We start from the raw sequence: 26,667 nt of genomic DNA, 5'->3' as shown, positions 1-26,667 counted from the left end.
GACTTGTTTTGAGGGAGGAATCGATTTGGACTTTGGAAGATTGATTACAGCAATGGTCACTCCGTTCAATGCACAAGGAGAGATACATTGGGAGGAAACGGCACGTCTCATCGATTATCTGATCGTTGATCAAAAGTCGGAGACTCTCGTGATTTCTGGTACAACAGGGGAGTCGCCAACACTTAGTGATACAGAGAAAGTTCAATTATTCGAATTTGCAGTGAAACATGCGGCTGGAAGGTGCAAGATTATAGCCGGGACGGGCAGCTACAATACAGCGCATTCTATCCATCTGACAGAGGAAGCTGAACGTGTCGGGGTAGACGGGGTATTATTAGTTGTACCGTACTACAACAAGCCGAGCCAAGAAGGTATGTTTAGACATTTTGAAGCGATTGCTGCTGCAACGACGTTACCAGTGATGCTGTACAATGTACCTGGACGTACTGTCGCAAACCTGTCTGCCGCAACCACATTGCGACTGGCACAAATCCCGAATATTGTGGCAACGAAGGAATGTGCATCCATGGAGCAGGTGACTTTAATAGCAGCGGGTGCGCCTGACCATTTCAGAGTCTATACAGGGGATGACGCAGCAGGTCTGCCTGCTATTGCAGTCGGTGCTCACGGTATTGTTAGCGTGGCGAGTCATGTCGTAGGTGCGGAGATGAAAAATATGATCGATGCCTTTTATGGCGGCGACCCTCTACAGGCGAGACGCATTCATCAGAAGCTCTTCCCGCTCTTCAAAGGGCTGTTTGAGTGCCCACAGCCTTTGCCTAATCCGGTAGCGGTAAAATATGCATTAACTTTACGCGGACTGGATGTAGGTTCAGTACGTCTGCCTTTGATTCCGCCTACTACGGAGGAGCAGGATTACATTAAAAATCTGCTTCAATTGTAAATAAAAGTTGGATTCTTTAGACGTTTATTAATGATAAGCATGAACGCTTTGTTTAACGAAAGAACCGCACCTCTCAAGTTGAGGCAGCGGTTCTTTTTTTGACGAGCGATGTAAGGTTTCTTTTTTTGCAGGAAGGGAAACCTACAGGTTAACGAGAGAGTGACTTGTTTTTTCTGTTTTTAATCATGTATAATGATGTCAAGTGACTGGGTGCGGTATTTTTTTGAAATTGAAAGCGACATCGTTTCGTTGGTGTGGCTTTGCGGTGAAAAAGGAAGGAACGGCTAAGAGGGGAAATTCGGATCCAACCTGTTGGTGATGGGGTATAACTTCGAAGAACTTCTTCCAGATATCGTGAATAAAGGTGTTCTTTTGCATTCATCCCTAATTCTTAGGGGTGTGATGTTTGAACTACTTTTCTTAACTTACAATAAATAATAAGGTACGACGTCCAACTACCATAGGAGGTTCAGATTCATTTGTCTAAGAAAAATAATAATAACGAGAAGCTGATGATTTTTGCATTGGGCGGCGTAGGCGAGATTGGTAAAAATATGTATGTTATCCAATACGCGAACGACATTGTAGTCGTAGACGCTGGTCTTAAATTCCCTGAAGAAGATATGCTTGGTATTGATATTGTCATCCCTGACATTTCGTACTTGACTGAGAACCGTGATAAAGTACGCGGCATTATTTTAACTCACGGACACGAGGATCACATCGGCGGTTTGCCATATGTCCTCAAACACTTGAATGTTCCTGTTTACGGAACAAGACTTACACTTGGTCTTGTCGAGAACAAACTGAAAGAAGCAAATTTGCTTGGTGAGACGAAACGTATCCTCATCAACGCAGATTCAGAGCTCGAACTGGGAACAACGCTGAAAGCATCATTCTTTGCTACTAACCATAGTATTCCGGATTCCGTCGGGGTATGTGTAGAAACGCCGGAAGGCGCAGTTGTTCACACGGGAGACTTTAAATTTGATCATACGCCAGTGAATGGTCAGTATGCAGATCTTCAACGTATGGCACAGATCGGAACCAACGGCGTACTTGCGCTGCTGTCTGACAGTACCAATGCGGAGAAACCTGGATTTACTCCATCTGAGAAAAACGTAGGCATTGTGCTGGAAGATATTTTCCGCAAAGCTAGCCAACGTGTCGTTGTCGCAACGTTTGCTTCCAACGTGCACCGTATTCAACAGGTTATCAATGCAGCAGAGGTTACTGGACGTAAAGTTGCAGTGATCGGACGTAGCATGGTAAATGTGGTGGGGATTGCTTCGGATTTAGGTTATCTGGAAATTCCAGACGGAATGATCATTGAGCCAGAAGAAGTTGGCAAAATGGCTGCAGATCGTGTAGTTATTCTTTGCACAGGTAGCCAAGGTGAGCCAATGTCCGCATTGACACGTATGGCGCGTTCTACGCATCGTAAAGTGGACATCCTTCCTGGAGATACTGTTATCATTGCGGCAACACCAGTACCAGGAAACGAGAAGTATGTAGGCCGTACAATTGACGAACTGTTCCGTCTGGGAGCTAACGTACATTACAGCGGTGCTAACAGTGGCGTTCACGTATCTGGTCACGGCAGTCAGGAAGAATTGAAGCTTATGCTCAACCTGATGAAACCGAAATACTTCCTGCCGATTCACGGTGAATTCCGGATGCAACGTCGTCACGCGGTTCTCGCTGAATCTGTAGGCATCGACCCGGATAATATTTTCATTACGGATATCGGTGAAGTTGTCGAGATTCAAGGTGGAGCTGCACGTAAAGCAGGTAAAGTAACTGCAGGTAACGTGTTGATTGATGGTCTGGGTGTAGGTGATGTTGGTAACATCGTATTGCGTGATCGTAAGTTGCTGTCTCAGGATGGTATTCTGGTTGTCGTGGTAACACTCAGCAAGCAGGATGGTAAAATCGTCTCTGGTCCGGATATTATCTCCCGCGGATTCGTGTATGTACGTGAATCAGAAGGACTGCTCGATGAGGCTAATCGCATTGTAAGCAGTACTTTGCAGAAGCTGATGAGTGAAAATGTAAACGAGTGGGCATCACTTAAAACAAATGTTAAAGATGCTTTGGGACGTTTCCTGTATGAGCAAACGCGTCGTAGACCGATGATTTTGCCAATCATTATGGAAGTTTAAAATAAGTTTAATGAAAAACATATAATCAGGCACACAGTCGCCCCTTCTCTACGAGTAATATTGGACGGTTCCTCGTAGAGAAGGGGCTTTTTTGTGTTTTTAAAAGGGAGTATGAGAGGGAAGCAAAAATTTCAAAGACTGATTGATGGAAATGTTTGTTCAGGGAAAGTATAAGGTCGTTGACAGATTCCCCATACTAAGGAAAAGACAACTATTATATTTTTCAGGAGAAGGAGACAGCATTTTATGAATGAGCAGATGAATGACAACAAACGAATGCCAAAATCCAATCAGTCGGAGGCCGAAGCTCCAGATATTCCGGTGCAGGAGGAGAAGCAACTTTCTCCAGTCACAGAATCCATTCAGCAGTTCGGACAAACACAGTCACCAGCCAGTGAATCTAATATTTTCTGTATGACCATTATCGGTCAGGTAGAGGGACATTTGATTTTACCCCCACAGAACAAAACAACCAAGTATGAGCATATTATCCCGCAGCTGGTAGCGGCAGAACAAAATCCGAAGATTGAAGGCATTTTGATTATTCTCAATACGGTAGGTGGTGATGTGGAGGCTGGACTTGCTATTGCTGAGATGATTGCCTCTTTGAGCAAACCAACGGTGACCGTTGTCATTGGAGGAGGGCATAGTATTGGTGTACCCATCGCAGTTGCTTCCACGTACTCGCTTATTGCGGGAAGTGCCACAATGACGATTCACCCGATACGTATGAACGGACTTGTCATAGGTGTACCCCAGACGTTTGAATACATGGAGAAGATGCAGGAACGTGTTGTACGGTTTGTGACTTCGCACTCTAACATTTCCGAAGACATGTTCAAAGAATTGATGTTCAAGACAGGAGAATTGAATCGGGATATTGGAACAGCGGTAGGAAGTGCGGACGCAGTGAAGTACGGTTTGATGGATGCTGTTGGTGGTATTGGTCAAGCCATTGCACAATTGAACAAGCTTATGGGAGATAAAAGACAGTCGATGCAGGCGGGAGGATACACGCAATGACAATGTATACTGTGATGCCTCCAGAGCAACTATGGTCAGGCATGTGGACAGAGGCGGGGGATACGAAAGAGATTCGAATGAATGGTTTGTTAATGCAGGTCAGACCGGTAAACGACACCGAGGCTGTTATTGTGCGTTTACTTGACTGCCCACTTGAAGCGTATCTGGACCCGTCCAATCTGCCGGGCGCAACCGTTCCGCTTTCGGGTAACACAAGTCCAACATAACGCGACGAATTCAGACAAATGGTGCAGAAAAAGAACATATGTACGGAATATATTTGTATGGTATAATATTCTTCTGGGGGTGACCTGATTTTGGCCAGAAGAAAAAAGAGGAAAAAAAAGGGTGCCGGATTTAGCGGCGTCTTAAAATATGAAATTTATGGCATTGTGCTAATCACACTGGCAGTTATAGCACTATCGGGTGAAGCTACAGTGGGACGCTCGCTTTCCAAGATGTTTGGACTGATGCTTGGCAAGTTTTATTTTGCGATTCCGCTTGTGGGCATATATTACGGTTTGATGGTGATGATTCATCGGAAGTGGCCGAGTGGCTGGACTACACGCAAGACTGGTTTGGTACTGCTCGTCTTTGCGTTAACCTTGATGAGCACCATATCCGCCATGCATCAGAAGCTGCTTCCGGTTGACGCACTTGAACCAGGTGCGGTGCTGACCCAGGTACATAATGATATGCAAATTGAACTATTGACACCTGCTGCCTCTGGAGAACGGGATTCCATGCTGGGTAAGGATATTAGCGGCGGGTATCTTGGTGCAGGACAGTTTGCTTTATTTTTGTGGTTATTTGGCAGTCTAGGCGCAAGATTGATCATGATCGTCATGTTTGTGATTAGCTTTATGCTTGTTACGGGATTGTCCTATGTTGATTTGATACGCATATTCCGAACAAAGATTTGGGATGCTGGCAGCTCGATGTACAAAAAGCTGGAATCCAGACCAGCAAAACGTTCCGCTTCCAGTGTTGCGGGGATTAAGAAAAACAACGCACGTAAACTCGCACCTGTACCCGTTGATGATGAGGAAGAGGATGACGAATATGATTCTCCCGATTCCCAAGAGGGACAGCTGCCCAAACGTAAGGCACCGATATTCTTCCAGTTGTTTGGAAAATGGGGGGCGGATCGTCAGCCCGCGAAGCAGGCTGATGAATCATCGGAAACAGATGTGCTTGAATCGGAACAGGTCGTTTATCGTGCTGGGCAGGAGTTGCCAACCGAGGCATGGTCTGGGGAGCCCGAGTCACCTGTGATCAAAGGTTCTGGTGTAGCAGCTGTTGGTGCAACAGCATCAGTAACGCAGACCAAGGCTGATTCGGCACCGATCATTCGTGACTTCTTTGAACATGTCAGATCAGATGGCTCTGACAAAGATGATGATCTGGATGATGCATATCCGTTCCCAGAGGATCTGAATCATAACGACAGCACTCTGGATCAGGTAGACAAAGCGGATATTAAATTTACAGATGAACTGGTAGAAGCTGAGTATGACGCAACAGACAAGCTTCAAGCCGATCTTGAGCAAGAGATAACGGATGGAGCAGACGGACCGAGTGAAACGCTGAACTCAGGAACGGAGCAGGATGGTGTGACAGGAGAGAATGCGCAACCGGTCGTACCGCCACCACCACCGCCGAAGCCATACAAGCTTCCTTCGTTCCGTCTTTTGTCCAAGCCTAATAATAATGGAAAAGGCGCCGACCAGAAGGATTATATGCAGACAGCACGCAAGCTGGAAGCGACGCTAGAAAGTTTCGGTGTACGTGCCAAAGTTCTGGAGGTTGTCCGAGGTCCAGCGGTCACAAGGTATGAAATTCAGCCAGATATCGGGGTCAAGGTTAGCCGGATCGTCAGTCTTACCGATGATATCGCTCTAGCTCTGGCTGCGAAGGATATTCGGATGGAGGCACCAATTCCAGGGAAATCGGCAATTGGCATTGAAGTTCCGAATGGCGAGGTATCCGTTGTGACCATGCGTGAAGTGATGGAAACAGCCACGTTCCAGGATGCTGAATCCAAAGTAACGATCGCATTTGGACGTGATATATCAGGTCAGACGATCATTGGCAACTTGGCCCGTATGCCCCACTTGTTAGTGGCTGGTGCTACCGGATCAGGAAAGTCGGTATGTATCAACGGCATTATTACCAGCATTTTGTATAAAGCAAAGCCGGATGAGGTCAAGTTTCTGATGGTTGACCCCAAAATGGTTGAGTTGAATGTTTATAACGGAATTCCGCATCTGATGGCACCCGTTGTGACCGATCCGAAAAGAGCGTCGCTTGCGCTCAAAAAGATCGTAGTCGAGATGGAGAAAAGGTATGAGTTGTTCTCCAAATCAGGTACACGTAACGTTGAGGGATATAACAATCTGATGAAAGATAATCCGGCGGCGGTACTGCCTTACATTGTGGTTATTGTGGACGAGCTTGCTGATTTGATGATGGTAGCTGCTGGAGATGTAGAGGATGCGATTGCGCGTCTTGCGCAGATGGCTCGTGCAGCCGGCATTCACCTGATCATTGCGACGCAGCGTCCTTCCGTTGATGTTATTACAGGGGTAATCAAAGCCAATATTCCTTCACGGATTGCATTTGGCGTATCCTCACAAGTCGATTCACGGACGATCCTGGATATGGGCGGAGCGGAGAAACTGTTAGGTCGGGGCGATATGCTGTTCATGCCAATGGGTGCTTCCAAGCCAATTCGTGTTCAGGGTGCATTTATGAGCGATGAGGAAGTTGAAAATATTGTGAATTATGTCCGAGGTCAAGGTGAAGCGCAGTATGATGAATCCCTTGTACCTGAGGTAGATGATTCCAATCAAGCAACGGAAGAAGTACAGGATGAGCTATACGAACAGGCTGTACAGATCATTCTGGAAGCGAAGCAGGCTTCGGTGTCACTCTTGCAACGTCGAATGCGGGTAGGTTATACGCGTGCAGCGCGTTTGATTGACTCGATGGAAGCCAGAGGTGTGATTGGGCCATATGAAGGCAGCAAACCGCGCGAAGTCCTTGTTTCGCTGGAACAGTATCAACAGAACAAAATAAGCTCATAGCAAAGCATTAGAAAACCTTCAACCGTTATGGTTGAAGGTTTTTTGCTGTTTCACAGCTTTTGAGGTTTTGCCATTTGCTCCAGAGTTCGGATCGTTTGGTGCATAGGAAACAACACTGCTTGTCATAATAACGGTAGCGATTCTGTTAAATCCCACAAGAGAAAGGTAGAGCATAGTCGATGCGAAAAATGAACCTATGGCTTTTCACTGCTATTTTGCTGATAACCGCGCTTGGAATCCGTTATTTGCTTCCTGAGCATACAGCACCTCAAAGCGCTGCTCAGAACAACCCTCCAGTAGAGGAAAAAGCAGTGCCGACCTTCAGTAACAATACCGTGAAATATGGCAGTTACGGTCAGGATGTCTACGAGCTTCAGGGACGATTGAAGTATCTCGGTTTCTACAATGGCAAAATCGATAGTAATTTCGGCAGTAGCACGCTGAAATCAGTGAAATGGTTTCAATCTGAATTTGGCATGAAGGCAGATGGCGTGGTTGGAGCCAAAACGAAGCTAAAGCTGTATAACGCCAGCACCAAATGGTCACCTACCGAGCCTCCTTTGCATAAAGAAGGAGCATCTGGCGGAGACACAGGCGGAGGTGGAGAACCTTCAAGTAATGAGAAGGACAATATGGGTTCTGCCAATGCGCTCGGACTCTCCGAGAACGAGCTTAAAATTATGGCGAATGCCGTATATGGCGAAGCGCGAGGAGAACCGTTTGAAGGTCAGGTAGCCGTAGCCGCTGTTATTCTGAATCGCGTAAACTCAACAAGTTTTCCATCTACGCCTTCCGGGGTCATCTTTCAACCGGGAGCCTTTACAGCCGTAGCAGATGGACAGATTTATCTGGAGCCCAATGCACAGGCGAAAAAAGCTGTAGAACAGGCATTGAACGGGTGGGACCCTTCCGGTGGATGTTTGTATTATTTTAACCCGAAGACAGCCACATCCAAATGGATATGGACTCGTCCGCAGGTGAAAACGATTGGGCAGCATATATTCTGCATGTAATCGGGCGGGAAGCAACCAGAAGGCATGACTTCGGTTGCTTCTTGGCTTTTGGATAGTTTAAAATGGTGGTTACGTTTAAGCTTGAGGAAATGGTTATCTAAATGACGCCGTAAAGGGGTTTTGACATTTGAATACCGTAGCATTTGAACGAGGTAGCCGTAAACAGCTACGTATCCATGTGCTTCCAACCAAACGTTTCAAGACGTTCGCTATCTCACTGTATGCTGGAGTTCCGCTACGCGAGGACACCGTTACTCCCGTGGCACTGACACCGTTTGTTTTAAGAAGAGGGACGGAGTCGTATCCGGAAACAACGCAGTTTCGAGAGCAATTGGAGCACTTGTACGGAGCAGGATTTGGTTTTGACGTCTATAAACGCGGTGATTATCAGATTGTGCAGTTTCGTATGGACACCATTAATGATTCGTTTGTCGGAGGTGGGGAGCAGCAACTTCTGGATCGTTCGTTCGCGTTTCTCGGAGAAGTGTTGACCAAGCCCGCAAGGGAAAATGGACACTTCAAAACGCCGTATGTACAGGCAGAACGCGAGACGGTTCGTAAAAAGCTGGAGTCGATTGTGAACGATAAAATGCGTTATGCAGCTGAACGGTGTATCGAAGAAATGTGCAAGCATGAACCTTACCGGCTTCATCCCTTGGGTGAACGAAAAGCACTGCCAGCCATTGAACCTCCTGAATTAACAGCTACTTATGAAAACTGGCTAAAAGAAGCCAGTATGGACTTGTATGTGGTCGGGGATACAACTCTGGAAGAAGTGGAGGAACTGGTAGAGCGTCATTTTAACCTTGAACGCAAGACTTCCTCTGACTATCAGGCTCAGAAGTCGGTGCGTGGGGATGAGGAGCCAAATACGGTCATTGAACGGCTGAACATTGGGCAGGGCAAGCTGAACCTGGGGCTTCGCACTTCCATTACCTATGCAGACGATAAATACGCATCAGCGCTAATGTATAACGGTATTCTGGGTGGATACCCACATTCGAAGCTGTTTGTCAATGTTCGTGAAAAAGAAAGCCTCGCCTATTATGCTTCTTCCAGATACGACGGGCACAAAGGCATTGCTACTGTTCAATCCGGGATTGAAATTCCCAATTATGAAAAAGCAGTGACCATCATCAAGCAGCAACTTGAGGAAATGAAACTTGGCCATATCACCGATCTGGAGATGTCCCAGACGAAAGCGATGATCCGTAATCTGTTAAAAGAAATGCAGGATGCTGCTTTTGAGATGATTGCTTACGATTTTAACCGTCAGTTGTCTGGTAAGGAAAGAACGTCTGAAGAGCTACTTGCACAAATCGAGCAGATTACCAAGCAGGATGTTCGTGAGGCCGCAGAGCAGTTCCGTCTGGATACGATTTATTTCTTGCGGGACGAGAAGGAGGAATAGTCGTGGAGAGCATTCGGTATGAACATTTGCAGGAGACATTATATTACGAAGTAATGGCGAGTGGACTGCATGTCTATGTTTTGCCTAAACCGGGTTTTCAGAAAACATACGCCACCTTTGCGACCAAATACGGGTCAGTGGACAATCACTTTCAGGTGGAAGGGCAAGCCGAGGTAAAGGTGCCCGACGGTATTGCTCATTTTCTGGAACACAAAATGTTTGAGGAGCCAACGGGTGATATTTTTGCAACATTTGCTTCTCACGGTGCTTCTGCGAACGCTTTCACAAGTTTTGATCAGACCGTTTATTTGTTTTCGGCAACCGAAAATATGAACGAAAATATACAAACATTAGTTGATTTTGTGCAAAATCCGTACTTTACTGATCAGAACGTCAATAAGGAAAAAGGCATCATTGAACAAGAAATTAATATGTATGCCGATAATCCGGACTGGCGTGTTTATTTCGGGTTGATTGAAGCAATGTATCAAAAACATCCGGTGCATATTGACATTGCGGGCACGGTCCAATCCATTAACACGATCACCAAAGAAACGTTGTATACGTGTTATAACACATTTTATCACCCAAGTAACATGCTCTTGTTTGTTGTCGGCGGTGTTGATCCTGAGCAGGTCATTAGCATGGTTCGTTCCAATCAGGAGCAGAAAAATTTCGAGCCGCAGGGCCCGATTCACCGCTTCTTTGAATCAGAGCCTGAACAGGTGGGGGAGGCCAGACGAGAGGTCAAATTATCCGTTTCCCTGCCGAAATGTTTGTTTGGATTCAAAGAAACGGATGTTGGACTTACAGGAGAGCCACTTTTGCGCCGGGACACGACCACGCAGCTGATGATGGATCTGTTGTTTGGTTCCAGCACACGTCTGTTTCAGAAGCTTTATGATGAAGATCTGATCTCGGATAGTTTTGGACATGACTATATCAGTTCACCACAATATGCCTTCTCTGCAGTCGGTGGAGATACGAAAGACCCGGATCAATTGTTGAAACGGATACGCCAAGAAGTCGAAGCGATTATGCAAAAAGGATTCGATGCTTCCGATTTTGAACGTGCGCGCAAAAAGAAAATTGGCGGTTATTTGCGCATGCTCAATTCACCAGAAAACATTGCGAATGAATTCACACGGCAGCATTTCCGTGGCGGTGATTTTTTCAATATGATTTCATTGTATGAAACGATTACACTTCAAGATGTGAATCAAAGATTGAAAGAGCATATTCGTTGGGATCAGCTCGCTGTATCACTCGTTGTTAGTCCTTAACCATGGAGAGGGAATAGGACAGCGATCGAAGGGTTCACTAGATTGAGAGTGAAAGTTATGGGGGGAACACATTGTGAAAGCTATAGGGGAAATGACTGTTCTGGTTACCGGGGCAAGTGGAGGCATAGGAGCTGCAATTGCAGAGCGGTTTGCCAGTGTAGGTATGAATGTTGTGTTGCACTACATGAAATCGCATGAAGCAGCCAATGAAGCGGCAAGACGTTGTATGGAGCGAGGAAATGGACGTATCATGACGGTTTCAGCTGATCTTCGCAGCAGGGAACAGATTCAGCGTATGCGGGAAAAATTGGCTGCTCACGAGTTGTTGCCGGATATTCTTGTGAATAACGCTGGTATATCTCACTATGGTTTGCTAGCGGATGTGACAGAGGAAATATGGGATGAAGTGATGGCAATTAATCTGAAAGGTACTTTTCTATGCACACAAGAGATGATGCCACATATGATCTCCCAAAGATACGGTAGAATTATTAATGTGTCGTCCATCTGGGGGCTATCTGGTGCATCTTGTGAAGTGTTGTATTCCACAACCAAGGGCGGGGTAAATGCCTTCACGAAGGCACTTGCTAAAGAGCTTGCTCCCTCCGGCGTTACGGTGAATGCTGTTGCTCCAGGGGCTGTTCAGACCACGATGTTAGACCACCTGGATCAGAGTGAGTTGAAGATGTTGGAAGAGGAGATTCCTGCGGGGCGACTGGCGCAGCCGGACGAAATTTCGTCACTGGTTTATTTTCTCGCGCTACCTGAGTCGGGATATATCAATGGACAGATTATCAGTCCGAATGGGGGCTGGCTGACTTAATGCCGTGTTCAAGTTGCAAGTCAGTGGATTGCGAACTTTAATTTTAAATGCTCGTATATAAAATGTCCCGAAAGCACATATTACAACTGTTGATTTTAAATCTCATGCGTCAGCCAAGGAGGATTTATCATGTCAACAGACAAAACAGTGGTTTCTAACTTCGACACATGGAAGAAGTTCCTGGGTGATCGCGTACTGCAAGCTGAGAGGATGGGGATGAGTGAAGAAACCATCAACAAACTGGCATACGAGATCGGCGACTTTCTGGATGAGAAAGTTGACCCGGCGAACCATTCCAACCGAGCATTGAAGGAACTATGGGATGTCGGCGATGCGGATGAGCGTCGTACGATTGCGTGCCTGATGGTCAAATTGGCCAAACAAAACGCATAAGGCTAGAGATGAAGAGCTCCCGCAAGGGGGCTTTTCTCTAATGATTACAAACGGATTACAGAGCTGTTCTTGTAATTCATTTTCATTTTATATATCATTAACGTGACCCATTTTTAGAAGATGACCCGAAATAGCGTCCAATGGACACGTTCGGATGTTGTCGAATAATGTGGAATAATGCATTACGGGGTGTATACATGGAAACTAAACAATGGTATATGGAATATAAAATACATAAGAACAGACCTGGTCTTTTGGGGGATATCGCCTCCATGCTAGGGATGCTTGAAGTCAATATATTGACCATCAACGGTGTTGAAGGCAAAACACGGGGCATGTTGCTCGAGTCAGATGATGACGAAAAGATTCGTCTGCTGGGAGAGATGCTTGGTAAAGTCAACAGCATTACGGTATCTGCATTGCGTCAACCTAAATTGGTGGATATTCTGGCTGTACGTCACGGTAGGTACATTGACCGGGATTCAGATGATCGCAAAACATTTCGTTTTACTCGGGACGAACTTGGGTTATTAGTTGATTTTTTGGGTGAAGTATTTAAAAGAGAGGGCAATCAGGTTATCGGCCTGCGGGGTATGCCGCGAGTTGGTAAAACAGAGTCAATCATCGCAGGCAGTGTATGTGCCATGAAGCGTTGGACTTTTGTATCTTCTACCCTTCTTCGCCAAACGATACGTAGCCAGATGTCAGAAGACGAGTTAAACCCGAATAATGTATTTATTATCGATGGGATTGTCAGTACGATTCGCTCCAGTGAGCGGCACTATAATCTTTTGCAGGATATCATGTCGATGCCTAGTACGAAAGTGATTGAGCATCCGGATATTTTTGTGCAGGAATCCGAATATGATTATAATGATTTTGATATTATTATTGAATTGCGTAATAATCCTAACGAAGAAATTATTTATGATACGTTTACGGCAAGCTATACCGACGAACTGTAAAGCTCCGTACGGAATCATGGAATAGATCAGCAACAACTGAAGAGTTAAACATAAGGAGGAGATGGCATGTCTGAACTGGGTCAGCAGTTAAGAGAGGCCCGGCTGCAAAAAGGGATGAGTCTCGACGATGTACAGGAAATGACGAAAATTCGCAAGAGGTATTTGGAGGCTATAGAAGCAGGGGACTATAAAGTGTTACCCGGCAGCTTCTATGTGCGTGCATTTATAAAAACCTATGCGGAAACGGTGGGACTTAATGCCGATGAGCTGCTGGAAGGACACAAAAAGGACGTACCTGCGGAAACGGCGGAAGCAACGATGGAGCCGGTAATCCAGAAGCGCTCCAGCCGGCCGGCGGAGCGGAGCAACCGCTGGATGTCTGTTGCTCTAATGTGGACTTTCCCTATTCTGATTATCGTGCTCTTGTATCTGTATATGGCAAACAACAAGGGCGATGACACCAATCCACAAGGGCTGGATGATACAAAGATTACGGACAGTCAAAAACCTGCTAATGACAAACCTGATCAACCATCCGATAACGGGCAAACTGCAACTCCGCCTGCAACCGACTCGGGATCGAATGATGCCGGTAAAGGTGATGCTGGCGGAAACGGCGGCGGTAATGAAACGAATGGTCAGACCGACGGAGAAAATAAAGGTCAAACCGATGGACAAACTGACGGACAAACTGACGGACAAACGGATGGCCAAACAGGTGAGACCCCAGAGGGAACAACACCAACCACACCTGGTTCTGTTACTGTTTCTGAAGATGGAAAATCAGGCAATATTACAAACTTCAAAGTTAGCGGAAGCACAGGTCAGCCTGTAACCGTGACGATCAAGGCGACAGGTCATAGTTGGCTTGAAGTGTATAAAGGTGAGAATTCAAGCGGTGAGAAACTCGAGTATGGCAATACTGCTGACGGTGACACGTTCACATTTACATTGGACAGCGCTGGCATGTACATTAAATCCGGTTATGCGGCGGCAACAACAATTGATGTTGGCGGTCAAGTCGTAACGGACGGCAAAGCAACCAACCGTATTCGTCTTAAATTGGATACAGATAGCACGGCTTCTTCCACGGGAACAGAAGGCATGACAGGCACAACGACCAGTGGTTCTTCGGAAGGCGGAAGCTCCAGCAACGAATAACCTGGCTAACTGCAGGGGACAATAATCTTGTCTTCAATTGCAGTTAACTTATGGTGAAGTGAGGTGGAAGGCCGTGACAGTCAGCTGGATCGTAACCGGTTTAGGGATCATTGTCAGCCTCCTGGGTTATTACCTGACTCCAAATGCCTGGGGTTACGGAATATTGGGTTTTGGACTTGCGCATATCGTTCTCGGTGTGCTCGATATGTTCAGACAGCCTAACCGTAGCCGGTATTAAGGCAGCTCGACCAGCAAGCATTTTTGGTGACCGAATGGTACTCCAAAAATGCTTTTTTCTATGAGTAAACATGACTAAAATTAGACTTTTGCTTGAAGTTTACTCTATAATGTTACAGAACATATGATTAATTGAAAGGGTGACTTGGTTTGAGTTCAGAAAATTCATTTGATATTGTGTCCAAAATGGACTTGCAAGAATTGACCAATGCCGTTACGCAAACGGAAAAAGAAATTGGTGCTCGTTATGATTTCAAGGGCAGTAAAAGTAGCTTGAAACTGGATAAGGATGCTCTTACGATTGTGTCTGATGATGAGACCAAATTAAAAGCGGTTATTGAAGTTTTACAATCCAAAATGGCAAAGCGTGGGCTTCCGCTGAAAAATATGGATTACGGGAAAGTGGAGCCAGCTTCATCCGGTACAGTTCGCCAGCGTTTGAATTTCAAGCAGGGCATTGATCAAGATGTGGCTAAAAAAATCAATATCCTCATCCGTGATTCCAAACTGAAGGTGAAGAGTCAGATTCAGGGAGACCAGCTTCGGGTGACAGGTAAGAGCAAAAATGATCTGCAAGCCGTTATGCAACTTCTTAATGGAGCTAACTTGCCACTAGATCTGCAATATACTAATTTTAAATAAAACTCTTGTACAGAAATGTCTTTTTGACACTGTATTGGTACGTATATTATACTGAATGTGCATTGCTGGCAGTCATGCATCAAGTCCAGTCTTCATCGTTAGCTGACTTTGTGAAAAGCAGTACACTTCTGGAAGTCACCGGAGCGTTTAAAAGCAGTTTTGCGTTTGAGCGGTAGACTTTATTTTTTGCGTTTCTACATAGGCTTTTATGTAAATATAAGTCGACGTTTCAATCGTTCATTTCTTGCTTCAGATGATGAATACGGAATGTAAGATGATTGTTTGAAGTAATGGAGGATACAAAGGGAGGGCGTCTTGTGAATTTACCCAACCGGATTACGCTTGCACGAATTTGCTTAATCCCTTTTTTGATGGTGTTTCTGCTCGTGGATTTTCCGTTTTATCCAGAGCCGTTACATCTCGGGAGCTTTACGCTTCCGTATAATCAGTTAATTGCTGCTTTTATTTTTATCGTTGCTGCAAGCACGGATGGAATAGACGGCTATCTTGCAAGGAAAAACAATATGGTCACCAATCTGGGCAAACTGCTTGATCCTCTGGCAGACAAGCTTCTGGTTACCGCTGTTTTGATTTCATTGGTTCAAATGGGTAAGCTGGATTCATGGATTGCAGTCGTTATTATCAGCCGTGAATTTGCCGTGACCGGCCTACGTCAGATTGCCTTGTTGGACGGTTCGGTTGTAGCTGCGAGTGCTTGGGGTAAACTGAAAACAGTAGTACAGATTGTAGCCATTGTTTTGCTACTGCTGAACAATTTCCCCTTCTCATACACGGGTATTCATGTCGATGAAATTGCGGTATATGTAGCGGCTCTGATCACCATCTGGTCTGGAATTGACTACTTTATCAAAAACAAAAACTTGCTTCATTTATCAAAAGCGTAATGATTTAAGCTGAATCGGGTAATGATGAAAGACTCATTGGGTCAAAGGGCAATAGGAACTCATCCTATTGCCCTTTGACTACTCCACATATGTACAGGAGGAAGTCAAAATGAAGGCAGAGATTATTGCAGTTGGGACAGAGTTACTACTGGGACAGATCGTAAATACCAATGCCAGATACCTTTCCCGTGAACTTGCTGCAATGGGGATTGACGTATATTTTCAAACGGTAGTTGGAGATAATCAGAATCGGCTTAGTGAAGCGATACGCATCGCGCAGGGCCGTGCAGACATTATTTTATTTTCTGGAGGCATCGGTCCAACGCAGGATGATTTGACTAAAGACGCACTGGCTGCAGTGTTGAATCGGAAGTTGCATATTGACCGTATGGCTATGGATAAAATTGAAGGTTTCTTCCTCGATCGTAATGTGGAAATGACGGAAAATAATCGGCGCCAAGCCATTGTGCTTGAGGGTGGAACCCCTCTGGCGAATGAAACCGGACTTGCTGCCGGAAACGCGATTGCGGATAACGATAAATATTATGTTGTTATGCCTGGGCCACCTAAAGAATTGATTCCAATGTTCGAGCAGGAAGTCAAACCTTGGTTGCTTCAGCATGCTCTTACAGAAGAAATGCCGATTTATTCACGAATGTTGAAATTCGCAGGCATTGGAGAATCTGCTCTGGAGGACCGTTTGCTTGACTTGATTGACGGACAGACAGACCCTACGATTGCTCCTTACGCGAGTGAGGGAGAAGTAACCGTACGTGTGTCTACCAAGGCTCCGAGCGAAGGAGAAGCCAAGCTAAAGCTGGATGCGATGGAAGTGCAGATTCGTGAGCGTTTATCTGAACATCTCTACGCTAACGAGGATGTGCCTATAGAGTACACGATTGTTACAATGATGTCTGATATGGGGCTGACTCTGAGCGCGGCTGAAAGCTGCACAGGAGGGCTTGTGATGCAGAGCTTAACTTCGGTGCCTGGAAGTGCCTCGATGTTAAAAGGTGGCATTGTATGTTACTCTAATGAGATCAAAGAAAAGCTGTTAAATGTGCCTCACAGTTACCTGGAGGGTGAAGATGCACCAGGTGCCGTTAGCCCAGAGGTGGCAAAAGTGCTTGCAGAGCAGATCCGTATGATTGGGGATGCTGATTTTGGATTGGCGATTACCGGAGTAGCCGGTCCGGGATATTCGGAACGTAAACCACCAGGCCTCGTGTTTATCGCTTTGGCTGAGCGTGGGAAGGATACGGAGATTCATGAACTCCGGATTAACGGTAACCGCGAAACGGTTCGCATTCGCTCGGCAAAGGCCATTCTATATCGGTTATGGCAAAAGTTAGTCGCTATTGATTGATGATTACGCAGGCAGATTGCATTTGCATAATTGAGGAAGTATAATGATTGTAGACGGAAGAACCGTAAAATGTGGCTTTACAGCCTTGTTTACGGTTCTTTTTCTGTTTTTTCATCGATTTTCATGAGGAAGAGGCGCCTCGTCCTGAACAAAAAAACGAATGTATGTTCGAAAAAAAGCTTGGCAAACGAGTTAAAACAAGGTATCATTATATTATAAACAGTAAAGGGTGTGAGTTTATTGTCAGACCGTCGTGCCGCGCTTGATATGGCGCTCCGTCAAATAGAGAAGCAATTTGGTAAAGGTTCCATCATGAAATTGGGTGAGTCAACTCACATGAATGTGGAAATTATTCCCAGCGGATCTTTGGCTTTGGATATTGCATTAGGAACAGGCGGCTTGCCGAAAGGCCGTATTGTTGAAATATATGGACCTGAATCTTCAGGTAAAACAACTGTGGCATTGCATGCCATTGCTGAAGTCCAACGTGTAGGTGGACAAGCTGCGTTTATCGATGCTGAGCATGCGCTTGATCCGAATTATGCAAGCAAACTGGGCGTTAACATTGATGAATTGCTCTTGTCACAACCGGATACAGGTGAGCAAGGATTGGAAATCGCCGAGGCTCTTGTACGAAGTGGTGCAGTAGACATCATTGTTATTGACTCGGTAGCAGCGCTTGTACCAAAAGCGGAGATTGAAGGAGAGATGGGAGATTCTCACGTTGGTCTGCAGGCTCGTTTGATGTCTCAGGCACTCCGTAAATTGTCCGGTGCAATCAGTAAATCTAAAACGATTGCCATCTTCATCAACCAGCTTCGTGAGAAAGTTGGTGTTATGTTTGGTAACCCGGAAACGACACCAGGTGGCCGTGCATTAAAGTTCTATTCCACGGTTCGTCTAGATGTACGCCGTATTGAGAGTATCAAATCGGGAAATGACATTACAGGTAACCGTACCCGTATTAAAGTTGTTAAAAACAAAGTGGCACCTCCGTTCAAACAAGCGGAAGTTGACATTATGTATGGTGAAGGTATTTCCAAAGAGGGAAGTATCATCGATATCGGTACAGAGCTGGATATCGTCAACAAAAGCGGTGCTTGGTATTCGTATGAAGGTGAACGTTTAGGACAAGGCCGTGAGAACGCGAAGCAGTTTATGAAAGAACATAAAGAAATTGCTGATGTGATTGAGCAGAAAATTCGTGAAGCCAGCAATTTGACAACGGCTGTTCCTGCTCCAACGAGTGAAGAGCAAGAAAAAGAAGCGGCTGAAGAACAGGAATTATTCGAAATTAATGAGTAATCTTTCTCTACAGGGGAAGGCACTTTGTATTCTGACGTCCTAAAACCTGTAATAAGCGGGTGCTAATGCTTAGGAAGCTAAATAGGATTGGTTCTCGCCAGCTAACAGCCTCTGTCCATTCCGGACAGGGGCTGTTAGCATCTATGCCATATGTGGCCTGAATGAAAATCAAATAAGAGGATTAGCTGAGGAAGTCTTTTTTTACCCTAAAACACAAACAAGGGAGCGTGAGGATCAAAGTGAAACGTCGCCAATATCAGCAGGAATATGATGCACATGATGATGACGAAGAGTTGCAAGAAGAAGCAGAACTAAACGCCGTCTCCCAATTTCCAGACGATGAAGAACTTATCATCACCAGAGTAGAGCGGACGAAGAGTCGTGAAGCACGCTACCGGATTTCATTTGGTCACTATTCGCTTACGGTTCTGGAAGATGTGATGATTAAGTACAGGATGACACGTGGCAACATTTTTATGAAGAAAGATCTGGAGGAAATCATTATTGCGGATGAACGCCAGAGGACATACGTGCAGTCACTGCGTTTTTTGGAGTTTAAGCAGCGGACACGTCATGAATTACGGCAAAAGCTAAAGCAAAAGGAGTTCGCGGCACCGATTATTGAAGAGGTCCTCGATCGGCTTGAGCAAGAAAAGCTTGTCGATGATGACCTGTTTGCCAAGGAATGGACAAGACAGCGTATGGAGGGGCAGCGGAAGGGAAAACTGTGGATAAGGCAAGAATTGCGTCAAAAAGGAATTACAAATGAACTTATTGCGGAGGTACTGGATGATGTTAGTGCAGATGCAGAATTCGACACGGCATTAACAGCTGGCCGTAAGAAGTGGAAACAAGTTCGAGGAGACGTGCAGGAGAAGAAACGTAAAACGTTCCCGTACTTGATGCGACGCGGTTTTAGCATGGATCTGGTGCGCCGAGTCATGAATCGTTTAATGGAAGAGGATGGGGCAGAAGATGCCAAAGAGGATGAAGCATTGTTATGGGACTAGACGAGGAGACTAACAATACTGCATTCTCTTGACAATTTCTTTCGTCAAATACTAAAATGGACATGAGTCTGTAAGAAATGGACAACCCTTTTTCCTTCCAAAAAAGCGGTTTCGGTTTCTTCAGATTTAGTCCATTCCTGATTATGGGTTCACTGGAAACAGTGGATAGTACATGTAATCATGTACATGTGAAATGAAAATCGGCGGGGGATCGCCGTGAGTATTCGTTATTCCCAAACATATGTAAAGCATGAAAACAGAAAAGTTGACCCAAGGAGTGCCTTGGAGGAACCAACGAGGAGGTGAACAGTATGGATATTGCTATCACGATCATTCTCGTTGTGGCCGCGCTCGTTATTGGGTTCGGAGTCGGATATTTTATTCGCAAATCTCTTGCAGAGGCTAAAATCTCTAGTGCGGAACAAGCTGCCGTACAAATCGTGGAGAACGCGAAAAAAGAGGCAGAGGCACTGAAGAAAGAAACGGTGCTGGAAGCGAAGGATGAGATTCATCGCATTCGCGCCGAAGCTGAAAAGGACACTCGTGAACGTCGGAACGAAATTCAACGACAAGAGAGACGATTGTTGCAAAAAGAAGAGTCGCTGGATAAAAAATTGGAATCACTCGAACGTAAAGAAGAGCAAGTGGCTAACAAAGAGAAACGTATCGATGAAACACAGCAACAGATCGAAATGATCTACAAAAACCAGGTGACGGAGCTTGAACGAATCTCCAATCTCACGATGGAAGACGCACGCAGTATCATACTGTCCAACGTAGAACAGGAAGTTCGTCATGAGACGGCTCAAATGATCAAGGACATTGAACAGCAAGCGAAGGAAGAAGCGGACAAAAAGTCCCGCGAGATCATTACACTCGCCATCCAACGTTGTGCGGCTGACCATGTAGCGGAGACAACGGTATCCGTTGTAACGCTGCCTAATGAAGAAATGAAAGGCCGGATTATCGGTCGTGAAGGACGTAACATCCGTGCGCTTGAAACCCTTACCGGGATTGACCTCATTATCGATGATACGCCTGAAGCTGTTATTCTGTCGGGCTTTGACCCGATTCGCCGTGAGATTGCCCGGACGGCACTGGAAAAACTGGTGGCGGATGGACGGATTCACCCGGCACGTATTGAAGAAATGGTGGAGAAATCACGTAAAGAAGTGGATGAGCGTATCCGTGAATACGGTGAACAAGCTACCTTTGAAGTGGGCGTGCATGGTCTGCACCCAGATCTCATCAAAATTCTGGGCCGCCTGAAGTTCCGCACAAGTTACGGTCAGAACGTCCTGAAACATTCGATGGAAGTTGCTTATTTGGCAGGACTAATGGCTGGAGAACTTGGAGAAGACGTAACTTTGGCAAGACGTGCAGGTTTGTTGCACGACATCGGTAAAGCGCTGGATCACGAAGTGGAAGGATCACACGTTGAAATTGGCGTGGAGCTGGCGAAGAAATACAAGGAACACCCAGTGGTTATCAACAGTATCGCTTCCCATCACGGGGACTGCGAAGCAACTTCAGTTATTGCGATGCTGGTGGGTGCAGCTGATGCGCTGTCCGCAGCTCGTCCAGGTGCACGCCGCGAAACATTGGAGACATACATCAAACGACTAGAGAAGCTGGAAGAAATCTCGGAATCTTTCGAAGGTGTCGAGAAATCGTACGCCATCCAGGCTGGACGCGAAGTTCGTGTCATGGTGCAGCCTGAGAAGATCGATGATGCTGAAGCTTTCCGCCTCGCTCGTGACATCACGAAGATGATCGAGAATGAACTTGATTATCCAGGTCATATCAAAGTCACCGTGATCCGGGAAACCCGGGCGGTTGAATACGCAAAATAGAGTATTTTGGAAAAGTGGCCGCTTCAGTGGGCCACTTTTCCTGTTGATAAGCCATGCAGGAATTGAGGAGGCAACAAATCATGAAAGTTTTGTTTATTGGGGACATTGTAGGAAACGTAGGGCGTAAAGCGCTTAAGGAGAACTTACCATACCTGAAATCGAAATATAAACCCCATGTAATCATTGTCAATGGTGAGAATGCTGCAGCAGGACGCGGCATTACAGGTGCAATTGCCAATGAGTTTTTTAACTGGGGCGTGCATGGCATTACGCTTGGCAACCATACTTGGGACAATAAGGATATTTTTGATTTTATAGATGATGAACCACGTATGATCAGACCAGCCAACTTTCCACCAGGTACACCTGGACGTGGGTATACCGTAGTTAAGGGAGAAGGGAAAGAACTTGCGATCGTGAACCTGCAAGGCAGAACCTTCTTGCCTGCGATTGATTGCCCGTTTCGCGCAGCGGATGAGATTGTGGACGAGCTACGTAGAGACTATAAGTGTATTCTTGTGGATATGCACGCGGAAGCAACGTCTGAGAAGATTGCGATGGGCTGGCATCTCGATGGACGCGCATCCTTCGTTGTAGGTACGCATACCCATGTGCAAAGCAACGACGAACGTATTTTGCCTGGAGGTACGGCATATTTGACAGATGCAGGTATGGTAGGACCGCGTGACGGCATTCTGGGCATGGAGCGTGATGCGGTGCTACGTAAATTTTACACCCAGCTTCCAGTGAGATTTGTCGTAGATGACGGCAAATGGCATTTTCATGGCGTGATCGTGGATATTGACGAAGAAACCGGTGCGGCTACGCGGATTGAGAAAATACGTTTAATGGAAGATGAGTGGCGCATGGAATAGGGGCATTGTCCCATTTTGCCGGGAAACCCTGCTAAAAAGAAGGAATTTTTTTTCCTCCCGCGAATAACATCTAGTAAGTGGAAACAAACTTTCAACATTCCCAGGGAGGTACTTACCATGGATGTATTAAAAGTTTCAGCAAAGTCCAATCCTAACTCTGTAGCCGGCGCTCTTGCAGGAGTTCTTCGTGAACGTGGAAATGCTGAACTGCAGGCAATTGGAGCAGGAGCACTGAACCAAGCCATTAAAGCGGTAGCGATTGCCCGGGGATTTGTAGCACCAAGCGGAGTTGACCTGATTTGTATTCCAGCTTTTACAGACATTGTGATTGACGGTGAGGACCGAACGGCCATTAAGCTGATTGTGGAGCCCAGATAATACATGAGTTAACGTACGCATGAGCCTGTTTACGAATAAAGTAGACAGGTTTTTTTGCGTTATTTTCCAAAAGAATTGGAGTGTAAATGGGTAAGTATACGTTAATAGGAGGGCTAGGAATGGCGAGAATAGGCCAGCGTATCGCTGATTTTCATTGTGATGCATTAAGTAAACTGCTGATGAAACCTGAACTTTCTTTTGAGAAGGCTTCCGAACTGGATGTCAACCTGGAACGCATGCAAGAAGGTGGTGTTCATCTGCAGGCATTTGCGATTTATTTACCCGAAGTTCTGGGCAGAGGCAAGTTTGAACATGTGATGGGACAGCTGGAGTTGTACCGTAAAAAGGTAGAGCATAGCGCACAGCGCTCTGGAGGGGTCAAGACGCTGCTTTGGCGTGAACAGGTAGCAAACTTGCAAACGGAAGTGGAAACCGCTCCATGGGGCCTAATCACATTGGAGGGTGTCGATGGGCTAGAAGGAAACTTGTTTTATCTGGAATTGTGTTTTCAGATGGGGGTACGCGTCGTTGGTCTTACATGGAATCATGCGAATTGGGCTGCGGACGGCATTATGGAAAAGCGGGGGGCGGGTCTGACAGAGAAAGGCAAGGAACTGGTGCGTCTCTGTAATCAGATGGGGATGCTCCTGGATGTGTCTCATTTATCCGAAAAGGGGTTCTGGGAACTGGCCGATCTGAGCGAACGTCCTTTCATAGCCTCGCATTCTAACAGCTATAACGTATGTCCGCATATACGTAACTTGAAGGATGACCAGATTCAGGCCATAGTTGCGAGAGATGGACGTGTTGGCCTGACGTTTGTACCCTGGTTTGTCAAAGAAGCGGATGAAGTGCGAATAGAGGACTTGCTACCACACATCGAACAGATCTGTTCGCTAGGCGGGGCTCATCATCTGATGATGGGATCAGATTTTGACGGGATCTCAACCAAAATTCAGGATTTGGAGCATGCTGGATGTTATCCAAAGCTGACAGAAATATTGCTGAAGCATTATGACGAAGCACTTGTGCATGGTTGGTTATGGGGGAATGCAATACGTTATCTCGGGGAACACTTGCCAGAGGGTGGACTAGTGCATGCAAGTAAAAGAAAGAGGATGTAATAAATCTCGCTTTTTTCAAGATAAGTGTCCCAAAATGGAAATGAATTAGCGAAAATAAGTGTATTTCATGAATTTTCATCAGTTTGTTTTCATTTCACAGTAAAAAGGAGTATAATACCACTTGGATTGTTAAGAGCCTGTCTACAGGCCATAGATAAACAAGGAGTGAATTTACGATGAGTAAAACAGTACCTGTGGGCGTATCCGCCCGTCACATTCATGTATCCCAAGAGCACGTTGACATTTTGTTCGGCAAAGGTTATGAACTGACTGAATTTAAACCTCTGTCCCAGCCCGGACAATACGCTGCCAATGAAACCGTAGCGGTCATTGGTTCCAAAGGACAGTTTGATAAAGTGCGTATCCTCGGACCTGTTCGTCCAGAAACACAATTGGAAATCTCCATGACGGATTCTTTTGCGATCGGTGTAAAAGCACCTGTGCGTGAATCTGGTAGCATCGAAGGTACACCTGGAATCACAATCAAAGGTCCAGCTGGCGAAGTAACGATTGACAAAGGTGTTATCGTTGCGGCTCGTCACATCCACTTCCATACGTCCGATGCAGCAAAATGGGGCATTGAGGACAAACAAATGTTGAAAGTTCGCTTGGGTGGGGATCGTGGTCTGGTACTTGAAAATGTACTGGCTCGTGTATCTGATTCTTTTGCACTGGATATGCACATCGATACAGATGAAGCAAATGCAGCAGGCGCTCGCAATGGCGACACTGCTGAAATTATTGACTAATGACTTTACACGGTCTATAGCGTTGCAGTACAACGAAGAGGCCGGATATAAGTAAAAATGACCTGAGTACACTGGCAGAGGCAGTTCATCTTGAACTGTGCGTCAATGCGCTCAGGTTTTTTTGTGCAAGGCAGATCAGGACGGTAGAATGGAGCCAACAGGACCATGTTTGCTTGTGGAACTACAGCCCAATTCATGTTATAATTTGCTGTAATGCTCTTTTGAAGCATGAGGAACCAAATGGTTGAATTTTGTGATGAAAAGAACGCTTTTTATGAATAGAGGCTGTAAGGAGTGACCGAAGGAAATGGCTAAAGACTCAAAAAAGGATTACTCCCAATATTTTGATTTCTCCGATGCCAAAGTAATTTCGCAAGATGAATTCAGCAAAAAGATTAGAATTCGCGGACGCGAGATTAATATCAAAGCGGAACCGAACCATCGCCAGGAGAAACAAAGGGGCAAGGAAGACATTCAGGTACTGTATGAGACGGCTGTTCCCGAAGAGTTGAAAACGATCGGAAAGGGCAAGCATTATATCGTATACACCTATGGATGTCAGATGAATGAACACGACTCCGAGACGATCAAAGGTTTGCTGGAGACGATGGGGTATCAAGCTACGGAAGATCGCAAAGCAGCGGATATTATTTTGCTTAACACGTGTGCGATTCGTGAAAATGCTGAAGACAAAGTATTTGGTGAACTGGGCCATCTGAAAACACTGAAGCTGGAGAACCCAGGTTTATTGCTTGGGGTATGCGGGTGTATGTCTCAAGAAGAAGGTGTCGTTAACCGGATCATGCAGAAGCATGGTTTTGTCGACATGATCTTTGGTACCCACAATGTACACCGTCTGCCGCACCTGATTCAGGAAGCGCTCTTTAGCAAAGAGATGGTTGTGGAAGTGTGGTCCAAGGAAGGCGACATCATTGAGAACCTGCCGAAGAAACGAGAAGGCATGCGCGGCTGGGTAAACATTATGTATGGTTGCGACAAGTTCTGTACATATTGCATCGTGCCGTTTACCCGGGGGAAAGAACGTAGCCGTCGTCCAGAGGACGTCATTGCAGAAGTAAGAGAACTGGCTAGACAGGGATTCAAGGAAATTACACTGCTGGGTCAGAATGTGAATGCGTATGGTAAGGATTTTACGGATCTGAAATACACCTTTGGTGACTTGATGGACGATATTCGTAAAATAGATATTCCACGTGTGCGTTTTACAACGAGCCATCCGCGTGACTTTGATGATCATTTGATCGAGGTGCTTGCCAAAGGTGGTAATCTGGTGGAGCACATCCACTTACCGGTGCAATCAGGCAGCACGGAAGTGCTCAAACGGATGAGTCGTAAATATACGCGGGAACACTATTTGAATCTGGCGGCGAAGATCAAAACGGCCATTCCAGACGTCGTTCTGACAACGGATTTCATTGTTGGATTCCCTGGTGAAACGGACGAGCAGTTTGAGGATACACTTTCTCTGGTTCGTGAAGTTGGTTATGATTTTGCCTATACGTACATCTACTCTCCACGCGAAGGTACACCTGCAGCAGTGATGGAAGATAATGTGCCGATGGAAGTGAAAAAAGAACGTCTGAAACGCCTGAACGAAACGGTAAATGAGTACAGCCAGCGTAGCAACGAGCAGCAACGTGGCAAGATTGTTGAGGTGCTTGTCGAAGGCGAGAGTAAACGTAATTCAACTGTTCTGGCTGGACGAACACGCAGTAACAAGCTGGTGCATTTTGAAGGCTCTAAGGAGCTGATTGGTACCTTTGTACAAGTGGAAATTACCGATCCGATGACGTTTTATATTCGCGGCAACTTGCTTACCGAGCCGGTAGCTGCGAATCAGTAGCGGAGGGGAAGGAATCGATTCTGTAGAAGCGAAGCGTTCGCCTTTATCTCCGGATTTTCTCCTTGGAGAAGGGGATCGAAAAAATCCGGAGATAACAGCGATCGAAAGAACGATCCGAACCCGAAGCGGCCACCC

The 26,667-nt window shown here is 45.9% G+C and carries 24 protein-coding genes; all 24 read left to right on the top strand.

Going from position 1 to position 26,667, the window contains the following annotated elements:
• Positions 1–25 precede the first annotated feature (25 nt).
• The 24 genes from dapA to miaB all read left to right on the top strand — a co-directional run bounded on the left by dapA (position 26) and on the right by miaB (position 26,532).
• On the top strand, positions 26–904 hold the full coding sequence (gene dapA / locus BLQ13_RS21930; RefSeq protein WP_090923821.1) for a 4-hydroxy-tetrahydrodipicolinate synthase: 879 nt from the start codon (positions 26–28) through the stop codon (positions 902–904).
• Positions 905–1,416: 512 nt separating this feature from the next.
• Positions 1,417–3,066, top strand: a complete 1,650-nt coding sequence (locus BLQ13_RS21925) for a ribonuclease J (protein WP_373323207.1) — start codon at positions 1,417–1,419, stop codon at positions 3,064–3,066.
• A 246-nt stretch (positions 3,067–3,312) separates the two neighbouring features.
• Positions 3,313–4,089: a ClpP family protease gene (locus BLQ13_RS21920; protein WP_418792739.1), complete on the top strand. Its 777-nt coding sequence runs from the start codon at positions 3,313–3,315 to the stop codon at positions 4,087–4,089.
• Positions 4,086–4,316 (top strand): YlzJ-like family protein, encoded by a 231-nt coding sequence (locus BLQ13_RS21915; RefSeq protein WP_090923819.1) that lies wholly within the window; start codon positions 4,086–4,088, stop codon positions 4,314–4,316. Before BLQ13_RS21920 ends, BLQ13_RS21915 begins: the two co-directional genes overlap by 4 nt.
• Before the next feature lie 90 nt (positions 4,317–4,406).
• Positions 4,407–7,175 (top strand): FtsK/SpoIIIE family DNA translocase, encoded by a 2,769-nt coding sequence (locus BLQ13_RS21910; protein ID WP_090923818.1) that lies wholly within the window; start codon positions 4,407–4,409, stop codon positions 7,173–7,175.
• 179 nt (positions 7,176–7,354) lie between these two features.
• Positions 7,355–8,188 (top strand): spore cortex-lytic enzyme, encoded by an 834-nt coding sequence (sleB, locus tag BLQ13_RS21905; RefSeq protein WP_090923817.1) that lies wholly within the window; start codon positions 7,355–7,357, stop codon positions 8,186–8,188.
• Between the two features lie 127 nt (positions 8,189–8,315).
• Positions 8,316–9,599: an EF-P 5-aminopentanol modification-associated protein YfmF gene (gene yfmF / locus BLQ13_RS21900; RefSeq protein WP_090923816.1), complete on the top strand. Its 1,284-nt coding sequence runs from the start codon at positions 8,316–8,318 to the stop codon at positions 9,597–9,599.
• A gap of 2 nt (positions 9,600–9,601) precedes the next feature.
• Positions 9,602–10,882, top strand: coding sequence for an EF-P 5-aminopentanol modification-associated protein YfmH (gene yfmH / locus BLQ13_RS21895; protein ID WP_090923815.1), 1,281 nt, complete (start codon positions 9,602–9,604; stop codon positions 10,880–10,882).
• Positions 10,883–10,973: 91 nt separating this feature from the next.
• Positions 10,974–11,705: an elongation factor P 5-aminopentanone reductase gene (gene ymfI / locus BLQ13_RS21890; RefSeq protein WP_090923945.1), complete on the top strand. Its 732-nt coding sequence runs from the start codon at positions 10,974–10,976 to the stop codon at positions 11,703–11,705.
• A gap of 129 nt (positions 11,706–11,834) precedes the next feature.
• Positions 11,835–12,098, top strand: a complete 264-nt coding sequence (locus BLQ13_RS21885) for a DUF3243 domain-containing protein (RefSeq protein ID WP_090923814.1) — start codon at positions 11,835–11,837, stop codon at positions 12,096–12,098.
• Between the two features lie 197 nt (positions 12,099–12,295).
• The gene (locus tag BLQ13_RS21880; protein ID WP_090923944.1) at positions 12,296–13,063 is read left to right on the top strand and encodes a DUF3388 domain-containing protein; all 768 of its coding nucleotides are present in this window, start codon (positions 12,296–12,298) and stop codon (positions 13,061–13,063) included.
• A gap of 66 nt (positions 13,064–13,129) precedes the next feature.
• The gene (locus BLQ13_RS21875; protein ID WP_090923813.1) at positions 13,130–14,224 is read left to right on the top strand and encodes a helix-turn-helix domain-containing protein; all 1,095 of its coding nucleotides are present in this window, start codon (positions 13,130–13,132) and stop codon (positions 14,222–14,224) included.
• 73 nt (positions 14,225–14,297) lie between these two features.
• Positions 14,298–14,462 (top strand): hypothetical protein, encoded by a 165-nt coding sequence (locus tag BLQ13_RS28595; protein ID WP_167375816.1) that lies wholly within the window; start codon positions 14,298–14,300, stop codon positions 14,460–14,462.
• 149 nt (positions 14,463–14,611) lie between these two features.
• Positions 14,612–15,103, top strand: a complete 492-nt coding sequence (locus BLQ13_RS21870; RefSeq protein WP_090923812.1) for a YajQ family cyclic di-GMP-binding protein — start codon at positions 14,612–14,614, stop codon at positions 15,101–15,103.
• 317 nt (positions 15,104–15,420) lie between these two features.
• Positions 15,421–16,008 (top strand): CDP-diacylglycerol--glycerol-3-phosphate 3-phosphatidyltransferase, encoded by a 588-nt coding sequence (gene pgsA / locus BLQ13_RS21865; protein WP_090923811.1) that lies wholly within the window; start codon positions 15,421–15,423, stop codon positions 16,006–16,008.
• Positions 16,009–16,117: 109 nt separating this feature from the next.
• Positions 16,118–17,374 carry a competence/damage-inducible protein A gene (locus BLQ13_RS21860; RefSeq protein ID WP_090923810.1) on the top strand — a complete coding sequence of 419 codons (1,257 nt, stop codon included), beginning with the start codon at positions 16,118–16,120 and terminating at the stop codon, positions 17,372–17,374.
• Between the two features lie 240 nt (positions 17,375–17,614).
• Complete coding sequence (gene recA / locus BLQ13_RS21855; protein WP_090923809.1) at positions 17,615–18,679, top strand: recombinase RecA; 1,065 nt, start codon at positions 17,615–17,617, stop codon at positions 18,677–18,679.
• Between the two features lie 239 nt (positions 18,680–18,918).
• Positions 18,919–19,689, top strand: a complete 771-nt coding sequence (locus tag BLQ13_RS21850; protein WP_167375815.1) for a regulatory protein RecX — start codon at positions 18,919–18,921, stop codon at positions 19,687–19,689.
• Between the two features lie 311 nt (positions 19,690–20,000).
• Positions 20,001–21,542, top strand: coding sequence for a ribonuclease Y (rny, locus tag BLQ13_RS21845; protein WP_090923808.1), 1,542 nt, complete (start codon positions 20,001–20,003; stop codon positions 21,540–21,542).
• Between the two features lie 80 nt (positions 21,543–21,622).
• Positions 21,623–22,417 (top strand): TIGR00282 family metallophosphoesterase, encoded by a 795-nt coding sequence (locus tag BLQ13_RS21840; RefSeq protein ID WP_090923807.1) that lies wholly within the window; start codon positions 21,623–21,625, stop codon positions 22,415–22,417.
• A gap of 117 nt (positions 22,418–22,534) precedes the next feature.
• A complete protein-coding gene (locus tag BLQ13_RS21835) occupies positions 22,535–22,795 on the top strand; it encodes a stage V sporulation protein S (protein ID WP_007430104.1) in 261 nt (86 codons plus the stop codon).
• 119 nt (positions 22,796–22,914) lie between these two features.
• Positions 22,915–23,919, top strand: a complete 1,005-nt coding sequence (locus tag BLQ13_RS21830) for a dipeptidase (protein ID WP_090923806.1) — start codon at positions 22,915–22,917, stop codon at positions 23,917–23,919.
• 176 nt (positions 23,920–24,095) lie between these two features.
• Positions 24,096–24,668 (top strand): phosphate propanoyltransferase, encoded by a 573-nt coding sequence (gene pduL, locus BLQ13_RS21825; RefSeq protein ID WP_090923805.1) that lies wholly within the window; start codon positions 24,096–24,098, stop codon positions 24,666–24,668.
• A gap of 307 nt (positions 24,669–24,975) precedes the next feature.
• A complete protein-coding gene (gene miaB / locus BLQ13_RS21820; RefSeq protein WP_090923804.1) occupies positions 24,976–26,532 on the top strand; it encodes a tRNA (N6-isopentenyl adenosine(37)-C2)-methylthiotransferase MiaB in 1,557 nt (518 codons plus the stop codon).
• The last annotated feature ends 135 nt before the right edge of the window (positions 26,533–26,667 follow it).

It is taken from the genome of Paenibacillus polysaccharolyticus (assembly GCF_900102085.1).
Classification (GTDB): domain Bacteria; phylum Bacillota; class Bacilli; order Paenibacillales; family Paenibacillaceae; genus Paenibacillus; species Paenibacillus polysaccharolyticus.
Note: the sequence above shows the minus strand (reverse complement) of the source record. Positions and strands in the feature narration are given on the sequence as shown.

What these genes read in the sequence shown, in the direction of transcription:
- BLQ13_RS21925 (WP_373323207.1), top strand. Translation starts at nt 1,417, where the DNA reads ATGATTTTTGCATTGGGCGGCGTAGGCGAGATTGGTAAAAATATGTAT.
- BLQ13_RS21920 (WP_418792739.1), top strand. Translation starts at nt 3,313, where the DNA reads ATGAATGAGCAGATGAATGACAACAAACGAATGCCAAAATCCAATCAG.
- BLQ13_RS21915 (WP_090923819.1), top strand. Translation starts at nt 4,086, where the DNA reads ATGACAATGTATACTGTGATGCCTCCAGAGCAACTATGGTCAGGCATG.
- sleB (WP_090923817.1), top strand. Translation starts at nt 7,355, where the DNA reads ATGCGAAAAATGAACCTATGGCTTTTCACTGCTATTTTGCTGATAACC.
- ymfI (WP_090923945.1), top strand. Translation starts at nt 10,974, where the DNA reads ATGACTGTTCTGGTTACCGGGGCAAGTGGAGGCATAGGAGCTGCAATT.
- BLQ13_RS21885 (WP_090923814.1), top strand. Translation starts at nt 11,835, where the DNA reads ATGTCAACAGACAAAACAGTGGTTTCTAACTTCGACACATGGAAGAAG.
- BLQ13_RS21880 (WP_090923944.1), top strand. Translation starts at nt 12,296, where the DNA reads ATGGAAACTAAACAATGGTATATGGAATATAAAATACATAAGAACAGA.
- BLQ13_RS21875 (WP_090923813.1), top strand. Translation starts at nt 13,130, where the DNA reads ATGTCTGAACTGGGTCAGCAGTTAAGAGAGGCCCGGCTGCAAAAAGGG.
- BLQ13_RS21860 (WP_090923810.1), top strand. Translation starts at nt 16,118, where the DNA reads ATGAAGGCAGAGATTATTGCAGTTGGGACAGAGTTACTACTGGGACAG.
- rny (WP_090923808.1), top strand. Translation starts at nt 20,001, where the DNA reads ATGGATATTGCTATCACGATCATTCTCGTTGTGGCCGCGCTCGTTATT.
- BLQ13_RS21840 (WP_090923807.1), top strand. Translation starts at nt 21,623, where the DNA reads ATGAAAGTTTTGTTTATTGGGGACATTGTAGGAAACGTAGGGCGTAAA.
- BLQ13_RS21835 (WP_007430104.1), top strand. Translation starts at nt 22,535, where the DNA reads ATGGATGTATTAAAAGTTTCAGCAAAGTCCAATCCTAACTCTGTAGCC.
- BLQ13_RS21830 (WP_090923806.1), top strand. Translation starts at nt 22,915, where the DNA reads ATGGCGAGAATAGGCCAGCGTATCGCTGATTTTCATTGTGATGCATTA.
- pduL (WP_090923805.1), top strand. Translation starts at nt 24,096, where the DNA reads ATGAGTAAAACAGTACCTGTGGGCGTATCCGCCCGTCACATTCATGTA.
- miaB (WP_090923804.1), top strand. Translation starts at nt 24,976, where the DNA reads ATGGCTAAAGACTCAAAAAAGGATTACTCCCAATATTTTGATTTCTCC.